Origin of the sequence: Rhodococcus phenolicus, from assembly GCF_001646785.1 — a bacterium.
Classification (GTDB): domain Bacteria; phylum Actinomycetota; class Actinomycetes; order Mycobacteriales; family Mycobacteriaceae; genus Rhodococcus; species Rhodococcus phenolicus.
In genome coordinates, this window is record NZ_LRRH01000020.1 from 76,416 (window position 1) to 96,424 (window position 20,009).

The 20,009-nt window shown below is 71.1% G+C and carries 7 protein-coding genes; 5 read left to right on the forward strand and 2 right to left on the reverse strand.

The window, feature by feature from the left end:
- Positions 1 to 12,624, forward strand: a complete 12,624-nt coding sequence (locus tag A8G15_RS07210) for a non-ribosomal peptide synthetase (protein ID WP_068157233.1) — start codon at positions 1 to 3, stop codon at positions 12,622 to 12,624.
- A 12-nt stretch (positions 12,625 to 12,636) separates the two neighbouring features.
- Here the strand turns inward: A8G15_RS07210 and A8G15_RS07215 are convergent, their stop codons facing one another.
- A complete protein-coding gene (locus A8G15_RS07215; RefSeq protein ID WP_068157235.1) occupies positions 12,637 to 13,344 on the reverse strand; it encodes a TVP38/TMEM64 family protein in 708 nt (235 codons plus the stop codon).
- A 248-nt stretch (positions 13,345 to 13,592) separates the two neighbouring features.
- On the opposite strand from A8G15_RS07215, the gene mutA reads away from it, so the two are divergent.
- Genes mutA through A8G15_RS07235 form a run of 4 tightly spaced genes read left to right on the forward strand, consistent with a single transcriptional unit; the run spans position 13,593 to position 19,419 of the window.
- Positions 13,593 to 15,455, forward strand: a complete 1,863-nt coding sequence (mutA, locus tag A8G15_RS07220) for a methylmalonyl-CoA mutase small subunit (protein WP_068157238.1) — start codon at positions 13,593 to 13,595, stop codon at positions 15,453 to 15,455.
- Positions 15,456 to 17,702: a methylmalonyl-CoA mutase gene (gene scpA, locus A8G15_RS07225; RefSeq protein WP_068157241.1), complete on the forward strand. Its 2,247-nt coding sequence runs from the start codon at positions 15,456 to 15,458 to the stop codon at positions 17,700 to 17,702.
- Positions 17,703 to 17,707: 5 nt separating this feature from the next.
- Positions 17,708 to 18,700: a methylmalonyl Co-A mutase-associated GTPase MeaB gene (gene meaB, locus A8G15_RS07230; protein WP_068157242.1), complete on the forward strand. Its 993-nt coding sequence runs from the start codon at positions 17,708 to 17,710 to the stop codon at positions 18,698 to 18,700.
- The gene (locus A8G15_RS07235; RefSeq protein WP_068157245.1) at positions 18,697 to 19,419 is read left to right on the forward strand and encodes a lysoplasmalogenase; all 723 of its coding nucleotides are present in this window, start codon (positions 18,697 to 18,699) and stop codon (positions 19,417 to 19,419) included. Before meaB ends, A8G15_RS07235 begins: the two co-directional genes overlap by 4 nt.
- Here the strand turns inward: A8G15_RS07235 and A8G15_RS07240 are convergent.
- Positions 19,360 to 19,950: a hypothetical protein gene (locus tag A8G15_RS07240; protein WP_068157247.1), complete on the reverse strand. Its 591-nt coding sequence runs from the start codon at positions 19,948 to 19,950 to the stop codon at positions 19,360 to 19,362. The genes A8G15_RS07235 and A8G15_RS07240 overlap by 60 nt on opposite strands.
- Positions 19,951 to 20,009 lie beyond the last annotated feature (59 nt).

Below are 20,009 nucleotides of genomic sequence, written 5' to 3' on the forward strand. Positions count from 1 at the left end.
ATGGCCACTCCCGTCATCCACAGCGAAGCCGATACCGGTGACGAGCACATCCCGGAGGGCGCATTCCCGTTGTCGCCCGCACAGTACGGCATCTGGCTCGCCCAGCAGCTCGCCCCCGACGTCCCGTACGTGATCGCCCAGTACGTGGAGTTCCACGGCCACCTCGACCTCGACCTCGTGCGCGCCGTGGCGACGCGCGCAGGGCGCGAGTTCGAGACGGTGTTTCTCCGCCTGATCGAAGTGGACGGCCGGCCGTTCCAGATGATCGACCCGGACCTCGGATTCGACACCGAGGTCCTCGATTTCCGCGATGCGGACGACCCGCAGGCGGCCGCGGAGACCTGGCTCCGGCGTGACGTGGAAACCGCGATCGACCTGCTCGCCGATCGCTTGTGCCGGATCGCCGTCCTCCGAGTCGGTCCCGAGGACTTCCTCGTGTACATCAAGGCGCACCACATCGCCCTCGACGGATACGGCGCCATGATCCTGGTCGAACGAAGCGCGGCGATGTACACCGCGGCACTCGACGGGCGCACGATCGAGCGGAAGCCGCCGGCGGACCTGCGCACCCTGTACGAGAAGGACCGGCAGTACCGCGACTCGCGCCGCTTCGTCGCCGACCGGGATTACTGGAGGGAACGAGTCCGGGACTTCGCCGAGTCGCCCGAGGTCTCGGAGGTGCCGCCCGCTGTCCGGACCATCACGACCCGGGCCGAACTGCCCGCGGCAACCGACGCCCGCCTGACCGATCCGTCGGCGCCGGGGGGTGCCTCCCCGGCCGCGGTGATCCTCGCGGCCTTCGCGTGCTGCTTCTCGCGGCTGTCCGGTCGATGCGAGGTTCTCGTGCACATTCCCGTGTCGGCGCGCACGACAGCCGAACTACGACGATCCGCCGGGATGCTGGTGAACGTGGTGCCTCTGCGGATCCGGATCGTGCCGGACGAGCCGATCGAGGATCTGGTGCAGCGCACGCACCTCGAACTGGTCGGGGCGCTGCGGCACCAGGCGTGCGGCATCGAGGACATTCGCCGATCGTCGGTCGCGCCCATGTCCCGGTTCTCGGTGCCACTGGTCAACGTGATGCTCTTCGATCAGCAACCCCGGCTCGGGGACCTCGTCGGAATCCCGCACGTTCTGTCCCGCGGGCCGGTCGGGGACCGGCTGATCACCGTCTCCCGCACGGGCACCCCGGCCGGGACGACGATCGAATTCCGCGCCAACCCCAACCGCTACCGCGTGGACGAGGCGGCCGAACAATGCGCGCAGATCGCCGAGGTTCTCGAAGAATTCCTGACCGTCGATCCCCGGACTCCGCTCACGTCCGTCCATCCCCCGAGCGCGGTCGCGGCGGCACCCCGTTATCGGGCGACCGAGCTGCTGGCCCACTGGACCGAAGTGCTCGCCGGAACACCGGCGCCACCGAATCTTTCCCCCGACCGGAGCGCGGTCGCCCGGCCGGCGGGCCCGACCGCGATCGGGCGCCGATGGGCGGAGGCCGTGCACCCGCTCGGGTCCGACCTGTACCGCGGAATCGTCGCGCTCGCCGATCGGCACGGCACCGATCCCTTCACCGTCCTCCACGCCGTGACGGCGATCCTCGTCGCCCGGCTGACCGGCACCGACGACGTCGTTGTCGGCACCGACCCGCCCGCCACCGGCGACAGCGCACCCGCCATCGCGGAATTCGTGCCCCTGCGCACCCGCGTTCGCGGTGCGACCGGCATGGCGGCGCTGCTCGACGACGTACGGCGAGTGGATGGAGAAGCCTTCGAGCACGCCGCAGTCCCCGGACAGCGGCTGCTCGACGCGTTGGCACCGACGCGGAACGGATCCCACACACCGCTGTTCGGGGTGACGGTCGAACGGGACGCCGCCGCGGCCGCCGCCTCCGCGGAACACACGGCCCTCGGCGCCGTCGATCTGCGGATCGGCCTCACCGGACCGTCCGCCGCGACCGCCGACGCCGCCCTCCGGATCCGGTACGACCCGGACGTCCACGACGCCGGCACGATCGCCGGGTTCGCACACCGGATGCACCGGCTCCTCGCGGCGGCCGTGGCCGACCCGGCGATCCCGATCGGTGACGTCGACCTGCTCGACGTCACCGAGCGCCGAGTCCTCGCCCCCGTGACGGGACCGCCCTCGGTCCCGGACCGCACGCTGCCCGAGATCCTGGCCGCGGCAGTCGCGGTCGATCCCGACGCGACCGCGGTCACGTGCGGGCAGGTCCGGATGAGCTACCGGGAGCTCGACGCGACCTCCGCGCGGCTGGCGCGCCTGCTCGTCGAGGCGGGAGCCGGACCCGAACGTTTCGTGGCCATCGGAATGGCCCGCTCCGTCGAATCCGTGCTGGCGGTGTGGGCGGTCACCAGGACCGGGGCCGCATTCGTGCCGGTGGATCCCGGCTACCCGCAGGACCGGATCGACTTCATGCTCCACGACTGCGGCGCGGTGCTCGGACTGACCACGGTCGAGCAGCGGAGCCGGCTCTCCGACCGGGTCCGGTGGGTGATGCTCGACGATCCGCGGGTGATCGCGACCCTGACCCGGTACCCGGAACGCACGGTGACCGCTGCGGACGGTCGAGCCATCGTGCGCCCCGACCAGCCCGCCTACCTGATCTACACCTCCGGTTCCACCGGCACGCCGAAAGGTGTGGTCGTCGCGCACCGCGGCCTGTCGAATCTGGTCGCGCACACACGCACCCTCGCCACCGCGGACTCCCGGGTGTGGCACGGCACCTCGCCGAGCTTCGATCTGGCGGTGTTCGAACTGCTCGTGACGTTCGGGGCGGCCGGGCACCTCGTGGTGGGACACACGACCGTGTTCGGCGGCGAGGAACTCGCGCGGGAACTGGACGCCGCGCACGTCACCCACCTCTGCACCACACCCGCGGTCCTGGCGACACTCGACCCCGACCACGTGCAGGGGATCCGCTTCGTCAGTGTCGGCGGTGAGGACTGCCCACCCGGGCTGGTGGATCGATGGGCGCGCGGCCGCCGGATGGTCAACGGATACGGGCCCAGCGAGATCACCGTGCAGATGGCCTCGGCGGACCTCACGCCCGGCACCTCCGTCACCGTCGGCGGGCCGGGCCCCGGATTCCGCGCCGTCGTCCTCGATCCGCGACTGCACCCCGTGCCGGTGGGCGTCGTCGGTGAGCTCTACGCGGCCGGTCCCGGGCTCGCCCGCGGATACCACCGACGCCCGGGAGCGACCGCCGTCCGATTCGTCGCCGACCCGTTCGGGCCGCCCGGGTCGCGGATGTACCGAACCGGGGACCTGATGCGATGGGACGACGGGGACGACGGATCCGCCGGAACCCGGCCGGAACCGGTGCTGGCCTACCTCGGTCGCGCGGATCTGCAGGTGAAGGTGCGCGGTCGTCGGCTCGAACTCGGCGAGGTCGAGGCGGCACTGGCGAGCCTGGCCGAGGTGTCGCAGGCCGTCGCCGTCGTCCGGGAGGACGAGGGCCGGGAACGCCTGGTCGCGTACGTGGTGCCCGTGCCCGGGCGGATGCCGGACCCGGTGGCGCTCCGCGCCTCGGTCACGGCGATGCTGCCGGAATACATGGTGCCGGCCACCGTCGTGCCGCTGGCCGAGATGCCGCTCACCGCCAACGGCAAACTCGACCGCGCCGCTCTACCGGCACCGACGTTGCGTGGCGCGGTGTACCGTGCCCCCCGATCCCGGATCGAGCGCACGCTGGTGGGCGTGTTCGCGGAGGTGCTGCACCTCCCACCCGACCGGATCGGAATCGACGACGACTTCTTCGAACTCGGTGGTGATTCGCTGGTGGCCACCGGAGCCGTGGCCCGCATCAGGGCCGTGCTGCAGGCCGAGGTACCGATCCGGGTGATCTTCGAGGCGCCGCGCGTCGCGGAACTCGCGCCCAGGCTCGCCGACTGCGGCCTCGCCCGGACGCCGCTCGTTCCGCAGTCCCGACCGGAACGAATCCCGTTGTCCTACGCGCAATCACGGCTCTGGTTCATCGATCGCTACGAAGGACCGTCCGCGACGTACAACATTCCGATGGCGGCCCGGCTGACCGGGCGAGTGGACGTCGCGGCCATGCAGGCGGCGTTCGGGGACGTCGTGGCTCGGCACGAGAGCCTGCGCACGGTGTTCGCGGAGATCGACGGAGTCGCCTTCCAGCAGATCCTGCCGCCGGCCCCGGCGACGCTGCCGGTGTCGACGATCCCGCCCGACGACGTGACGGACGCGATCCGCGCACAGGCACGGCGGCCGTTCGACCTGTCCACCGACATCCCGGTGCGTGCGGCGCTGCTGCGTACCGGACCCGCCGACCACATGCTCGTGCTGGTACTGCACCACATCGCCGGCGACGGCGCGTCGATGGTGCCGCTCGTGCGCGATCTGCTGCGCGCCTACGCGGCACGCTCGGCCGGGGCCGAACCGGACTGGGAACCCCTCCCGGTGCAGTACGCCGACTACACGCTGTGGCAACGCGCCGTGCTGGGCGGCAACGACGACCCCGGCAGCCCGATGCACGCCCAGTTCGCCTACTGGCAGCGGGAACTGGCCGGCGTGCCCGAATGCGTGACACTGCCATTCGACCGTCCCCGCCCCCCGATGCAGTCCTCCCGCGGCGGGCAGGTCGAGTTCACCGTGCCCGCGCGCCTGCGGGCCGCGGTCGACGACCTCGCCAGGGCGCACGGTGCCACCGCGTCGATGGTCTTTCAAACGGCACTGGTCGTGCTGCTGCACAAACTCGGCGCCGGGCCGGACATCACCCTCGGCGGGCCGGTCGCCGGCCGCACCGACGAAGCGCTCACGGACCTCGTGGGTTTCTTCGTCAACACCTGGGTGCTCCGGGTGGAGGACATCGCGGGGAACCGGTCGTTCGCCGAGATCCTCGACCGCGTCCGCGACAAGGCGCTGGCCGCCTACGAGAACCAGGATGCGCCGTTCGAGCGGCTCGTCGAACTGATCGCCCCGGAGCGTTCGACCGCGCACCACCCCCTGTTCCAGGTCGCTTTCGCGCTGCAGAACAACCCGGTGCCGCGGCTCGACCTTCCCGACCTGCACGTCGAGGTCGTCCCGATCCCTACCGAGATCGCCCGCTTCGACCTGTACGTCGGCCTCGCCGAGAGCACCCTGTCGGGAACGACCGCACCGGACGCCGGGGCCCTGCACGGGACGATCGAATACGCCGTCGACCTGTTCGATCGGGACACCGTCGAACACTTCGCCACCCGGTACCTGCGCGTCCTGGAATCGACGGTGACCTCCCCGGGCGACCCGCTCGGCCTCGTCGACCTGCTCGACCCGGTCGAGCGGCACCACCTCGTCGAGCAGTGGAGCGGTGCCGCGGTGTCCGCGCCCCAGCGCACCGTCGCCGCGCTGTTCGCCGAGCAGGCAGCGGCGACACCGGACGCCGTGGCGCTGACCTTCGGCACCCGCAGCTGGACGTACCGGCAGCTCGACGCGAACGCCAACCGGCTCGCGCGCCTGCTCGTCGAACTGGAGGTGGGCGCCGAATCCGTCGTCGCCGTCGTCGTGGGACGGTCGCCCGCGCTGATCGTCGCGCTCCTCGCGATCACCGCCGCGGGCGGTGCGTACCTTCCCCTCGACCCCGACTACCCGAGCGAACGCACCGACTTCCTCCTCACCGACGCGGCGCCCCGGATGGTGCTCACCGACGACCGGCACTCGTCCGTGCCGGGCCACCGCCCCCACCTGGTCCTCGACACGGAGGGAGTCCCGCGGTCCCACCGTGCGCCCGACGACGCGCGGCCGGTCACCGACGACGACCGGATCCGCCCCCTCCGCCCCGCCGACACGGCGTACGTCATCTACACCTCAGGCTCCACCGGCGTGCCGAAGGGAGTGGCGATCACCCACGGGAACCTCGCGCACCTGGTGGTGCACAGCCCACTGTCGAACCGCGACCGGAAGCGGATGTCCACGATCTCCTCGCCCGGATTCGACGCGTCGGTGCTGGAAATCTGGCCGGCGCTGCTCACCGGCTCGGAACTCGTGCTCGCCCCACCCGGACCGATCGATCCGTCGACCGCGGCGACGGTGGTGACCACGCAGGACGTGACGTGGATGTTCGCCACGACACCGCTGTTCCACGCCCTGGCAGATCCCGCGGTCGTGCCGGCCCGGATGTGGGACCGGGTGGACCGGGTGGTCACCGGGGGCGACGTGCTCTCAACCGCCGTCCTCCGGCGATTCCGCGCCGCGCACCCGCGGACGGCGGTGGTCAACGCATACGGGCCGACGGAGACGACCGTCTGCGCTACGACCCACGAGATGCCGGGGACCACCGGGTCCGACGAACCGGATCTCCCGCACGAAACGGTGCCGATCGGCCGTCCCCTCCCGGGCGTCCGGGTCTACGTGCTCGACACCGGTCTGCTGCCGGTGCCGGTCGGTGTCCCCGGCGAGCTGTACATCACCGGTGCGGGCGTGGGCCGCGGATACACCGGTCGCGCGGCCCTGACCGCCTCCCGATTCGTCGCATGCCCGTTCGGCGACCCCGGGGCACGGATGTACCGCTCCGGCGACCTCGTGCGCTGGGTTCACCGCAATCGCACCGACGATCGAGCACCCGCCCCCTACCTCGAATTCACGGGCCGCACCGACGATCAGATCGAGGTGCGCGGATTCCGGATCGAACCCGGCGAGATCGAAGCGGCGCTGAACCGACATCCCGATGTCGCGCACGCCGTGGTGGTGGCCCGGGACACCCCCGGTGACGATGGCCGGAAACAGCTGGTCGGATACGTGGTGCTGAACAGGGAACCGGTAGTCCCCGGCGAACCGGTGCCCCCGGACGACGTCCGCATCACCGGCATCCGTCGCCACCTGACGCACCGGCTGCCGGACTACATGGTCCCGGCGGCGCTCGTCACACTGGCCGAGCTGCCGGTGACGGCGCACGGGAAACTCGACCGTCGGGCGCTGCCGGCCCCCGACTTCGCCGCGACCGGCCACGGATACGTGGCGCCGTCCACACCGACCGAGGAAACCCTGGCACAGATCTTCGCGACGGTGCTCGGGATCGACACCGTCGGTGCACACGACTCCTTCTTCGCGCTCGGCGGCGACTCGATCATGTCGATCCAGTTGGTCGCGCGGGCCAAGACCGCCGGCCTGGTGTTCACGCCGCGCGACGTCTTCGAACACAAGACCGTCGCCGCGCTCGCGGCAATAGTCACGGCACCTGCCCCCGCGGCGCCGGCACTCGCGGAACTGCCCGGCGAAGGAATCGGCGACGTCCCGCTCACCCCGATCCTGCGATGGCTGCTCGACACCGGAGGATGCCGTCCCGGATTCCGGCAGGCGGTACTGCTGCCGCTCCCGACCGGCCTCCGGGACGACACCGTGCGCGCGGCGCTCCAGGCCGTCGTGGACCGGCACGACATGCTGCGCGCCCGGCTCTACACCGATGCCGGCGACGCACCCGGATGGCACTTCGAGACCCGGCCGATCGGGTCGGTCCCCGCCGGGGAGATCGTGCAGCGCATCCCGGTCGAGACCACCACCGGACCGGGATTCACGTCGATCGCCGCGGCACAGTGCGCAGCGGCGACGGACCGGCTGAACCCCGTTGCCGGGGTGATGCTGCAGAGCGTGTGGTTCGACGCCGACACCGACTCCCGTCTCCTGCTCGTCGCCCACCACACGGTGATCGACGGAGTGTCCTGGCGCATCCTGGCCACCGACCTCGCCGCCGCATGGGAGCGACTCGCGCACGGCCTCGAGCCCGATCTCGACCCGGTCGGCACATCCATGCGCCGATGGGCGCACGGCCTGACCGAGGAAGCTCGCCGCGGGACCCGCACCGCCGAACTGGACCGGTGGCGCGCAACGCTGACCGGTGCCGATCCGATGCTCGGGACCAGACCGCTCGATCCCCGGATCGACGTCGGCGCCACGATCGGCACCCGGACCGTCGACATTCCCGCCCCGACCACCGCGGTGTTGCTCACGACCGTTCCGCAGGCGTTCCACGGCAGAGCGGTCGACGGTCTCCTCGCCGCCCTCGCCGCGGCGGTGATCGCCCGGCGCGCAGAGAACGGCACCCAGCTCGCAGAGGTCCTGGTGGGCCTCGAAGGACACGGACGGGAAGAACAGGTGATGCCCGGCGCCGACCTGTCTCGGACCATCGGCTGGTTCACCACTTCGTACCCGGTGCGAGTCGACCTCGCCGGCATCGACCCCGCCGGCATGGCGCGCGGCGACGCCGCGGCGGCGGCAGCGGTCAAGACCGTCAAGGAACAACTGCTCGCGATCCCCGACCACGGAATCGGATTCGGCATCCTGCGCTATCTCGACGAGACGACCCGCGCGGTGCTCGAACCGTTCCCCGGGCCTCAGATCGCGTTCAACTACCTGGGGCGGATCGGTACCCCGATCCCGGCCGCGGCCGCCGATGCCGTTCCGTCCGATGGTCTCGACGCTGTTCCGCCCCAGGGTCTCGACCCCGTGCCCGCGGGGGGTCTCGACCCTCACCAGCCGCTACCGGCCGTGGTCACGATCAACACGGCTGCGGTCGACACCCCCGACGGGACCGTCCTGCGCGCAGACTTCGCCTACGCCACCGGTGTCGTCGGCGCAGAGGAGATCGCCGCACTCGCGGACCGGTGGCGAACCATGCTGACCGGTCTCGCGCGCCACGTCGCCCGCCCCGGAGCGGGCGGACACACCCCGTCCGACTTTCCTCTGGTCGAGTTGCCGCAGCACCGTATCGACGATCTGGAACTGCGCTGTCCCGCACTCGAGGACGTGTGGCCGCTGACCCCGCTACAGGCCGGACTGCTGTTCCACGCCCTGCAATCCGATTCGATCGACGCGTACACGGTGCAACTGACCCTGCGCCTCGGTGGGACGGTCGACGCCCCGCGGCTGCGGCGAGCCGTCGACACCCTGGCGACGCGACACCCCAACCTCCGGGTCACCTTCGATCTCGACGCAGCGGGGCCACCGGTCCAGATCGTGCACGGCGGCCTCGGGATTCCCCTCCTCGAGCGAGATCTCAGCGGACTCGACGCCGCCGCCCGCGACCGCGAGCTCGGCGACCTGCAGACCGCCGACCGCACCCGGCGATTCGACCCGGCCCGCGGGCCGCTGCTCCGGCTGACCCTGGTCATCCTCGGACCGGACGACGCGCGGCTGGTGTTCACCGGCCACCACCTGCTGCTCGACGGCTGGTCCGCGCCGCTGCTGCTGAAGGAACTGCTCGTCCTCTACGCGAACGACACGGACACCGCGGCACTCCCGCCCGTGCGGCCCTACCGGGACTATCTGCGCTGGCTCGTGCAGCAGGACGACGTCTCCGCCCGGACCGCGTGGGCACGCTACCTCGGCGGGCTCGACCGGCCCACCCTCGTCGCGGCGGCCGCGCAGGACGCGCCCGTGTCGGCACTGTCCGAGGAATCGACCTGCGCGCTCACCACCGCCGCGACCCGGCGCCTGCGCGCATACACCCGCGAACGCGCGGTCACCGCGGGAACCCTGATGCAGGTCGCGTGGTCGATCGTGCTGGCCGGACTCACCTCGCACGACGACGTGGTCTTCGGAACCACCGTCTCGGGGCGACCCGCAGACGTACCCGGCATCGAAGAGATGATCGGGCTGTTCGTCAACACCGTCCCCGTCCGGGTCCGCCTCGATCCCTACGAGACGCTCGGGTCGCTGGTCGAGCGGATCCGCACCGAGCAAACCGACCTGCTGGACCGGCATCACCTCGGGCTCACCGAGATCCAGCATGCGAGCGGTCCCGCCGCCTCCTTCGACACACTGACGGTGTTCGAGTCCTATCCGGTCGACCGCCCCGCGCTGTCGGCGGCCATCGACCTCGCCGGCCTGCAGGTCCGCGAGGTCACCGCCCGCGACTCGGGGCACTACCCGCTGACCCTGATCGCGCACCTGGACGACCGGATGCATCTGCGCCTCAGCTACCGGCCGGATCTGTTCGCGCGCAGCACGGCCGACGAGATCGTCTCGCGGGTCGCCCGGGTCCTCGAGACCGTCGTCACCCGACCGGACCTGCCGCTCGGGCGCCTCCGGGTCGCCGGCAGGAACACCCCGCACACCCTGACCACGCCAGCCCGCCCGGACGCGGAGCCCGACCGGACCTGGACCGGGATCCTCGACACCTGGTCCCGGCGGACTCCCGACGCCGTCGCGGTGGTCGACGGACGGCAGCGATGGACCTACGCCCGATTCGACCGGCAGGTGAACAGGCTCGCGCGGCTGCTCCTCGCCCGCGGAGTCCGCCCGGAAACCCCCGTCGCCGTGGCGATGCGGCGTTCGCTCGACGGGTTGGTCGCGATGCACGCCGTCGTCCGGGCCGGCGGCGTGTACGTACCTGTCGACCCCGGCCATCCCGCCGATCGGCTGGCCGAGATCCTTGCCGCGGTCGATCCGCTGTGCCTGCTCACCCGCGACACCGGGATCGATCTGCCCGGGACGATCCCGGTCGTGTCCGTCGGCGACGCCGACCTGGACCGCTTCGCCGCATCGGCGGTCACCGACACCGACCGCGCGGCCCCGGTTCGGTCCGACAACGGCGCGTACATGATCTTCACCTCGGGGTCGACGGGAAAGCCCAAGGGTGTCGTCGTCACCCACCGCGGCATCGCGAACCTGGCGGGCCGGCTGACGGACGTCGCGGACCGGACGTCGCGGATAGCGCAGTCCGTGTCGCCGAACTTCGACGTGTCGCTGCTCGAATCGTTCGTGGCGTTCGCGGCGGGAGCGCAGCTCGTCGTGGTGCCGCCCGAGGTGTGTGCCGGGGCCGACCTCACGCACTTCCTCGCCGCAGCGCGGATCACCCACCTGTACACGACCCCCGCGGTCCTGGCGACGCTCGACCCGGTGGCACTGCCGGACCTGACGTTCGTGAGCGTCGGGGGCGAGACGTGCCCGCCGTCGCTGGTGACGACCTGGGCGCCCGGCCGTCACATGGTCAACGGGTACGGCCCGAGCGAGGCTACGGTGATGTCGAACGTGCTCGACCCGCTCGCCCCCGGCGCGGCCGTCACCGTCGGTGCGCCGATGCCGGGCTTCACCGAGACCATGCTCGACCGGCGGCTGCAGCCGGTGCCGGCCGGCGCGGTGGGGGAGCTGTACCTCTCCGGACCCGGGCTGGCACGAGGCTATCTCGGGCAGCCCGGCACGACCGCGACCCGCTTCGTCGCGGACCCGTTCGGGGAGCCCGGCGCCCGGGCGTACCGCACCGGCGACCTGATGCGAGGAACAGTCGTGTCCGGTCGCATCCAACCCCGCTTCGTCGGACGCGCGGACCTCCAGGTCAAGCTGCACGGTCTGCGCATCGAACCCGAGGACGTCGAGGCCGCACTGCTGCGCCATCCCGCGATCACCCGCGCCGCCGTGGTGGTGCGCGACGACGGCGGCGGCGACCGGCTGGTCGGCTACGTGGTCGCGGACGGTGCACCGATGATCGACACCGCGGACGTGCTGCGCCGCGCGGCCGAAGTGCTGCCTCGGTACATGGTCCCGACGGCACTCGTGGTGCTGGACGGACTCCCCGTCACCACCGGCGGAAAGGTGGACCGTGCGGCGTTGCCCGCCGCCGCGCCCGCCCCTGCCCGATACCGTCCACCCCGAACCGCGAGGGAACGTGCCACGACAGCCGCGTTCGCCGCGGTGCTCGACCGCGACCGCGTCGGTCTCGACGACAACTTCTTCGACCTCGGCGGGAACTCGCTGGCAGCTGCCGCCGTGGCGTCGGCACTGCGCAGCGAGCTGGGCCGGGATCTCCCGCTCGGGCTGATCTTCCTCGATCCCACACCGGCCGGTCTGGCCCGGCGCCTCGACGACACGGCCGCGGAGACCATCGCCGTGCCGTCCGGGACCCTCGACGTGATGATCACCCTTCGTGGGAGCGGGCACCGGACACCGGTGTTCTGCGTGCATCCCGCGATCGGCATCTCCTGGGTGTACGCCGGGCTCCTGCGCTACCTGCCGGACCGTCCGCTGTACGGACTGCAACTGCCGTTCCTGTCCGGCGGTCCCACCTACGCGACGCCCGCCGCGCTCGCGCACCGGTACGTCGAGGAGTTGCGGACCGTCCGGCCGCGCGGGCCGTACACCCTGCTCGGCTGGTCCCAGGGGGGACTGATGGTCCACCACATGGGCGTCGAGCTGCGCGACGCGGGCGAGACCGTCGACCTGGTGATCCTGGACTACTACCCGACCGAACGTGACCGGCGAACCCTCACGCTCGCCGAGATGCTCACCGGACTGGGAATCGAGATCCCCGGCGACGGGGGAGAGACGCTGTCCTACGAGGACGCCGTCGGTGCGGTCGATCGGGCCGTCGGGCACGACACGGGACTCACTGCCCGTGACCTCGAGCGGATCATGGCGGCGTATACGCAAGGCCGGGCGGATGCGCCGAACCTCGCGCTGCGCTCGTTCGACGGGGACCTGCTCTTCTTCGCCGCCGCGCGATCCCTCGACGGGCCCGACGGCGCCTCACCCGCGCTGTGGCGGCCGCTCGTGACCGGAACGATCACCGAGCACACGATCGGATGCGACCACCTGCAGATGATGACCCCGGATACGCTCGCGACGCTCGGGCCGCTGCTGGCCGGCCACCTCGACGCGCGCCCCGGCGGATCGTGACGGGTGCGGTGATCAGGACGCCTTCGTCGGGTCCCGATCGGTGTCGTCGACGGCGTCGAGTGCGGAACCCGCGGGTTCGGGGAGCCGCGCCTCGAGCCACAGTCCTGCGACTCCCACGAGCAGGCACACGACCGTCACGGCCATGAGCGCCGGATCGGTCCGTCCCGTCAACGCGTCACCGAGCAGGACCACCCCGATCGTGCCGGGCAGGATTCCCACGAGCGTGGCCAGCGTGTACGGCACCGGGCGCACAGACGACACCGCGCAGCAGTAGTTCACCACCGAGAACGGTGCCGGGGCGATCAGGCGCAGCGATCCGACCGCGAGCCAGCCGCGCCGCGCGAGCCGCAGATCCACCGCCTTCGCCGCCGGATGCGTCAGATACGACGAGACCGCCCGGCGGCCGATCCGGCGCACCAGCAGGAAGGCGAGCACCGCGCTCACCGTGGTCGCTGCGACGGAGACGGTGATCCCGGTGCCAGCCCCGAACAGCACGCCAGCGCTGAGGGTGAACATGGTGCGCGGCACCGGCGCGATCGTCACGAGGGTGTGCACCAGGAAGAACACGAGGAGGAACGATGGTCCGATCGCCTCCGACCAGCCACGGATCTCCCCGATCGACGGGTGGGGGAGCAGGGTGGCGGCCACGGCCACTGCGACCAGGGCAACGAGTGCGGCGAGGAGCCCGAGGATTCTGCGGTCGTTCAGGAGCCTCGTCACGAGCGTCCACGATACCGGGCGGTCCGGCGGACCGGCCGGTGCCCACCTGGCCTGCGGCGGCGGGTAGATTGCCCTGCGACAACGCTATTAACGATCGCTAGAAAAACTGTGGTGATCCCCACAATAGTCCCGGCGTGTATGCGGCTAGCATCACACGAGAATCCGCCTAAGGTATCCACGGCCACACAGGCCGAGAACCTGCACCATCAGCCTGCACCACAATCCGCAGCGTAGGAGAGGAACCGCACGTGTCATTAGCTGCAGAAGCCGAGGACGCCGCGCGCGCGTACGCGCAGTGGCAGAACGCGGTGGCCGGCGTGCTCGCGAAGTCACGCCGCGTCGAGCCCACCGAACTCGGCCCGGAGCCGCAGCGACTGCTCGAGACCACCACGTACGACGACGTCACCGTCAATCCCCTCTACGGGATTCGCGACGAGCTCCCCGAGGCGCCGCTGCCCGGTGAGTTCCCGTACGTGCGCGGAACCTCGGCGACCCGCGACGTCAACGCCGGCTGGCTCGTGTCCGCGCAGTTCGGCGGCACCGACGCCGCCGCCGCCAACGAGCGGATCCTCTCGGCACTCGAGAGCGGCGTCAGCGCGCTCTGGCTGCAGGTCGGCGCCGAGGCGCTGCCCGCCGACGCCCTGCCCGCCGTGCTCGACCAGGTGCTGCTCGACCTCGCGCCGATCACCCTCGACGCCGGCGCCGACACCGCTGCGGCCGCCGACGCGCTGTACGCGCTGCTCGACGCCCGCACCGACGTCGCGGACCGTGCCGCCGTCCGGATCGCGCTCGGTGCCGCACCGCTGACCAGCGCATTCTCCGGTCGCGACGACGTCTCCGTCGCCGACGCCATCGCCCTCGCGGCAGCCGCGTCCGAGCGCGCCGAGAGTGTCCGCGCCCTGACCGTCGACGGCACCGCGTTCCACAACGCCGGCGCCTCCGACGCCGAGGAACTCGGCGCCGCGATCGCCGCGGGTCTGGAGTACCTGCGCGAACTGGTCACCGCGGGACGGACCGCGGCCGGTGCACTCGGCCAGATCGAGTTCCGGCTCGCCGCCACCGACGACCAGTTCCAGACCATCGCCAAGTTCCGTGCCGGCCGCCGGCTCTGGGCGCGCGTCGCCCAGGTCGTCGGCGCCGCCGACGCCGGCACCGCTCCGCAGCATGCCGTCACGTCCGCCGCGATGATGACCCAGCGCGATCCGTGGGTGAACATGCTGCGCACCACCCTCGCCGCGTTCGGCGCCGGCGTCGGCGGCGCGGACTCGGTCACGGTGCTGCCGTTCGACGTGGCACTGCCTGCCGGGGTGCTCGACGTGTCCGAGGCGTTCTCCGAGCGCATCGCCCGCAACACCCAGCTGCTGCTGCTCGAGGAGTCCAACCTGGGCCGCGTCCTCGATCCGGGTGCCGGTTCCTGGTATGTCGAGGAACTCACCGCGCAGGTCGCCGGCAAGGCGTGGGAGTTCTTCCAGCAGATCGAGGCGGCCGGTGGTTACCGCGCGGCGCTCGACGCCGGTCTGATCTCCGACCGGATCGCCGCGACCCGCGCCCGCCGCGACGCCGACATCGCGCATCGTCGCACCTCGGTGACCGGTGTCAACGAGTTCCCGAATCTCGGCGAGGCGCCGCTGCCCGCCGACGTCGCCGATTCCGGTGCGTTCGCCGCCCGTTACGCCGCGCCGTTCGAGGCGCTGCGCGACCGCTCGGACGCGTACCTGGCCGCCCACGGCGCCCGCCCGACGGTGCTGCTCGCTCCGCTCGGTCCCGTCGCCGAGCACAACGTCCGCTCGACGTTCGCGGCGAACCTGCTCGCCGCCGGCGGTATCGAGGCGGTCAACCCGGGTCCGCTCGCCCTCGACACGATCGCGCAGGCCGTCACGGATACCGGCGCGACCGTCGCCGTCCTGTGCGGAACCGACAAGCGGTACGGCGAGGACGCCGGTCCCGCGGTTGCCGCGCTGCGCGCCGCGGGCATCTCCACCGTCCTGCTCGCGGGGCCGGAGAAGGCCGTCGGTGACGCCGAAGGCGAGGCGCGGCCGGACGGGTTCCTCACCGCCAAGATCGACGCGATCGCCGCGCTGACCGACCTGCTGAACACCCTGGGAGCGTAAGTGAGCATCGAACACCAGATCGGCAGCTTCGCCGATGTCCCGCTGACGGATCCGGCGTCGCCGGCCCCGTCCGCGCCGACCCCGGAGCAGGCCGCCGCGCTCGTCGAATCCGTGGCGACCGCGAACAACTACACCGTCGACGACGTGGTGTGGTCGACGCCCGAGGGCATCGACGTCAAGCCCGTCTACACCAAGGCCGACCGCGACGCGGTCGAGGCCGACGGCTACCCGCTGGCCGGTTACCCGGGCATCGAGCCGTTCGTGCGCGGCCCGTACCCGACCATGTACGTCAACCAGCCGTGGACCATCCGTCAGTACGCCGGATTCTCCACCGCCGCCGAATCGAACGCCTTCTACCGCCGCAACCTCGCGTCCGGCCAGAAGGGCCTGTCGGTGGCGTTCGACCTGGCCACGCACCGCGGCTACGACTCCGATCACCCGCGCGTGCAGGGTGACGTGGGCATGGCCGGTGTCGCGATCGACTCGATCCTCGACATGCGTCAGCTCTTCGACGGCATCGACCTGTCGCAGGTGTCGGTGTCGATGACGATGAACGGCGCGGTGCTGCCGATTCTCGCGTTGTACGTCGTGGCCGCCGAGGAACAGGGCGTCACCCCCGAGCAGCTGGCCGGAACCATTCAGAACGACATTCTGAAGGAGTTCATGGTCCGCAACACGTACATCTACCCGCCGAAGCCGTCGATGCGGATCATCTCCGACATCTTCGCGTACACGTCGGCGAAGATGCCGCGCTTCAACTCCATCTCGATCTCCGGCTACCACATCCAGGAAGCCGGAGCCACCGCCGACCTCGAGCTCGCCTACACGCTCGCCGACGGAATCGAGTACATCCGTGCCGGTCTCGACGCCGGCATGGACATCGACAAGTTCGCGCCGCGCCTGTCGTTCTTCTGGGCCATCGGCATGAACTTCTACATGGAGATCGCCAAGATGCGGGCCGGGCGCCTCCTGTGGAGCGAACTCGTCGAGAAGTTCGCCCCGAAGTCCGCGAAGTCGAAGTCGCTGCGCACCCATTCGCAGACGTCGGGCTGGTCGCTCACCGCGCAGGACGTGTTCAACAACGTGGCGCGCACCTGCGTCGAAGCGATGGCCGCGACCCAGGGCCACACCCAGTCGCTGCACACCAACGCGCTCGACGAGGCCCTGGCGCTGCCGACGGACTTCTCCGCGCGCATCGCCCGCAACACCCAGCTGCTGCTCCAGCAGGAGTCCGGCACGACCCGGCCGATCGACCCGTGGGGTGGTTCCTACTACGTCGAGTGGCTCACCCACGAACTTGCGAACCGGGCCCGCGCCCACATCGCCGAGGTCGAGGAGGCCGGCGGCATGGCGCAGGCAATCTCCGAGGGCATCCCGAAGCTGCGCATCGAGGAGGCCGCGGCCCGCACCCAGGCGCGCATCGACTCCGGCCGTCAGCCGGTGATCGGCGTCAACAAGTATCAGGTCGAAGAGGACCAGCAGATCGAGGTTCTCAAGGTCGAGAACTCGAAGGTGCGTGCCGAGCAGATCGCCAAGCTCGAGAAGCTGCGCGCCGACCGCGACGAGGTGGCCACCCGCGCCGCCCTCGCTGCGCTGACCCGCGCCGCCGCCTCGAGCGAAGGTGGCATGGAGAACAACCTGCTGGCCCTGGCCATCGATGCCGCGCGTGCGAAGGCCACCGTCGGCGAGATCTCCGACGCGCTCGAAGAGGTCTACGGACGTCACCAGGCCGAGATCCGCACCATCAGCGGTGTGTACCGGGACGAGGCCGGAAAGGCGGGCAACATCAGCACGGCAACCGAGCTCGTCGAGAAGTTCGAGCAGGCCGAGGGACGCCGCCCCCGCATCCTGGTCGCGAAGATGGGTCAGGACGGACACGACCGCGGCCAGAAGGTGATCTCCACCGCCTTCGCCGACCTCGGCTTCGACGTCGACGTGGGACCGCTGTTCCAGACCCCCGAAGAGGTCGCCAACCAGGCGGCCGACAACGACGTGCACGTCATCGGCGTGTCGTCGCTGGCCGCGGGACACCTCACGCTGGTGCCCGCGCTTCGGGAGGCGCTCGCGGAGGTGGGTCGGCCCGACATCATGATCGTGGTCGGCGGTGTCATCCCTCCGGGCGACTTCGACGAGCTGTACCAGGGCGGCGCCGCGGCGATCTTCCCGCCCGGCACCGTCATCGCCGATGCGGCCGTCGGCCTGCTCGGCAAGCTCTCCGAGCAGCTCGGCCACGACGCGGAGGCCTGATCGGAATGGGCCGACCTCCGGTCGATCTCGATGTGCTCGAACAGGACGTGCTCGCCAACCGGCGCGCCGGTCTGGCGAAGGCCATCACCCTGGTCGAGTCCACCCGCGACGACCACCGGGAGCAGGCGCAGCAACTGCTGCTGCGCCTGCTCCCCAAGGCGGGCAACGCAATCCGTGTCGGCATCACCGGGGTGCCCGGTGTCGGCAAGTCGACCTTCATCGACTCGCTCGGCATGTATCTGCTCGGCAAGGGGCATCGTGTCGCGGTGCTCGCGGTCGATCCGTCGTCGACCCGCACCGGGGGATCGATCCTCGGGGACAAGACGCGCATGGCGCGGCTGTCGGTCGAACGCGACGCCTACATCCGGCCGTCCCCGACCGCGGGCACACTCGGCGGTGTCGCCAAGGCCACCCGCGAAACCATGGTGCTGCTCGAGGCCGCCGGTTTCGACGTGATCCTCGTCGAAACCGTCGGTGTCGGCCAGTCCGAGGTGACGGTCGCGAACATGGTCGACTGCTTCACGTTCCTGACCCTCGCCCGCACCGGGGATCAGCTGCAGGGCATCAAGAAGGGCGTGCTCGAGCTCGCCGATCTCGTCGCGGTGAACAAGGCGGACGGGAATTTCGAACGCGACGCGCGGGTCGCCGCGCGCGAGCTGTCCGGCGCGATGCGCCTGGTCCACCCGCACGACGCGATCTGGAAGCCGCCGGTCATCACGATGAGCGGTCTCGAGGGCAACGGACTGGACACGTTCTGGGACACCGTCCTGAAGCACCGCGAGGTGCTCACCGAGGCCGGGCAGTTCGAGGAGAACCGGCGCCGCCAGCAGGTCGACTGGACCTGGACGATGGTGCACGACCAGTTGCTGCGGCGCCTCGAGACGAACCCGCGGGTCAAGGCGATCCGAGGTGACGTCGAGCGGGGTGTGCGCGACGGGTCGCTGACGGCGGCCCTGGCCGCACAGCAGCTGCTCGCCGCGTTCGACGGCACCGAATGACCGGACGGCCGACCGCGATCGTTGCTTCCGCGGCGTTCGCGGTCGTCGCCGTCGCGCATCTGATCGCGCAGGCGGCGGCACCGGAGTCGTCGTTCACCGACATCTCGCAGTGGCTGCTGATGCCGCTGCTCGCGGCCGCGCTGGCCGCCTCGACGCGGCCGCCGCGTACCCGGCTGGTGCGGTTGGTGCTCGTCGCCCTGGGGTTGTCCTGGCTGGGGGACACCGCTCCCGACCTGTTCGACGGGGACGCGTCGTTCCTGGTGATGGTCGGATTCTTCCTGTGCGCCCAGGTCGTCTACCTCGTGGCGTTCGTGCCGTACCGGTCGTCGAGCATTCTGTGCACGCGACGCTGGGCGCTGGCGATCCCGGTGGCCGCCGTCGTCGCGTTGATCGCGGTGTGCGCGCCGGGCGCCGGGACGCTGCTCGTCCCGGTCGTCGTGTACGGCGTGCTGCTCGCGACGACGGCGGTGTCGGCGACGGGCGTGTCCGCGGTCGTCGCGACCGGTGCGGTGCTGTTCGTCGTCTCCGATGCGTTGATCGCCCTGGGAGCATTCACCGATCTGGCCGTGCCGGGGTTCGCGGTGATGTCCACCTACATCGCGGCGCAGGTGCTCATCGCGGTCGGTGCCCGTGCGGTCGCCGAGCCGGGGGATCGCCCGTCAGATCCCGATCAGTTCCTTCGCGACGGTCACCGACGCGGGCCCGTCGAGAGCCGGTAGATCGCCCCAGCGACCACCGGTGACCGTCACAGACACCTCGGGCAGCGTCACGGTGGTCACGGCGACGGACGCGACGGCGATCTCCTGCTCCAGGGTGTAGGCGATGCCGCCGGCGCCCTCGATATCGGCGTCGGAGATCACCGTCAGGCCGGAGCCGCCCATCTGATCGGCCGAGTACACGACGCCGGTGCCGGGTTCGAGGGTGATCCCGACAGTGCGGATCTCGTCGGGATCGGTCGCGGAATCGGGCGTCTCCCACTGGCAGTAGGCGCCGTTCTCGCCGGCCTCGCTCGACGGGGCGGCCTCGAGACCGTCGATGTAGTCGGCGACGAACGGTTCGATGTCGGCGCAGCTCGAGAAGCGCGCGAGGATGTCCTCGTCGAGGGTTCCGGGAGTGAACTCCTCGGCGGAACCCGAGGACGCCGAACCCGAGGGGGTGGAATCGGCGGACGAATCGTCGGAGGAGCAGGCGGGCAGCAGCAGCGCGCAGGCGAGAGCGACCGGTGCGGCGAGAAGTCGAGTTCGAGTCACCGGTGCATGGTATAGGTCACCCCGACGCCGGTTGATCTTGGTCCCCTTTGCCGGTATTC

Coding starts and splice junctions, on each gene's coding strand:
- A8G15_RS07210 (WP_068157233.1), top strand. CDS start 1: ATGGCCACTCCCGTCATCCACAGCGAAGCCGATACCGGTGACGAGCAC.
- A8G15_RS07235 (WP_068157245.1), top strand. CDS start 18,697: ATGACCGGACGGCCGACCGCGATCGTTGCTTCCGCGGCGTTCGCGGTC.
- meaB (WP_068157242.1), top strand. CDS start 17,708: ATGGGCCGACCTCCGGTCGATCTCGATGTGCTCGAACAGGACGTGCTC.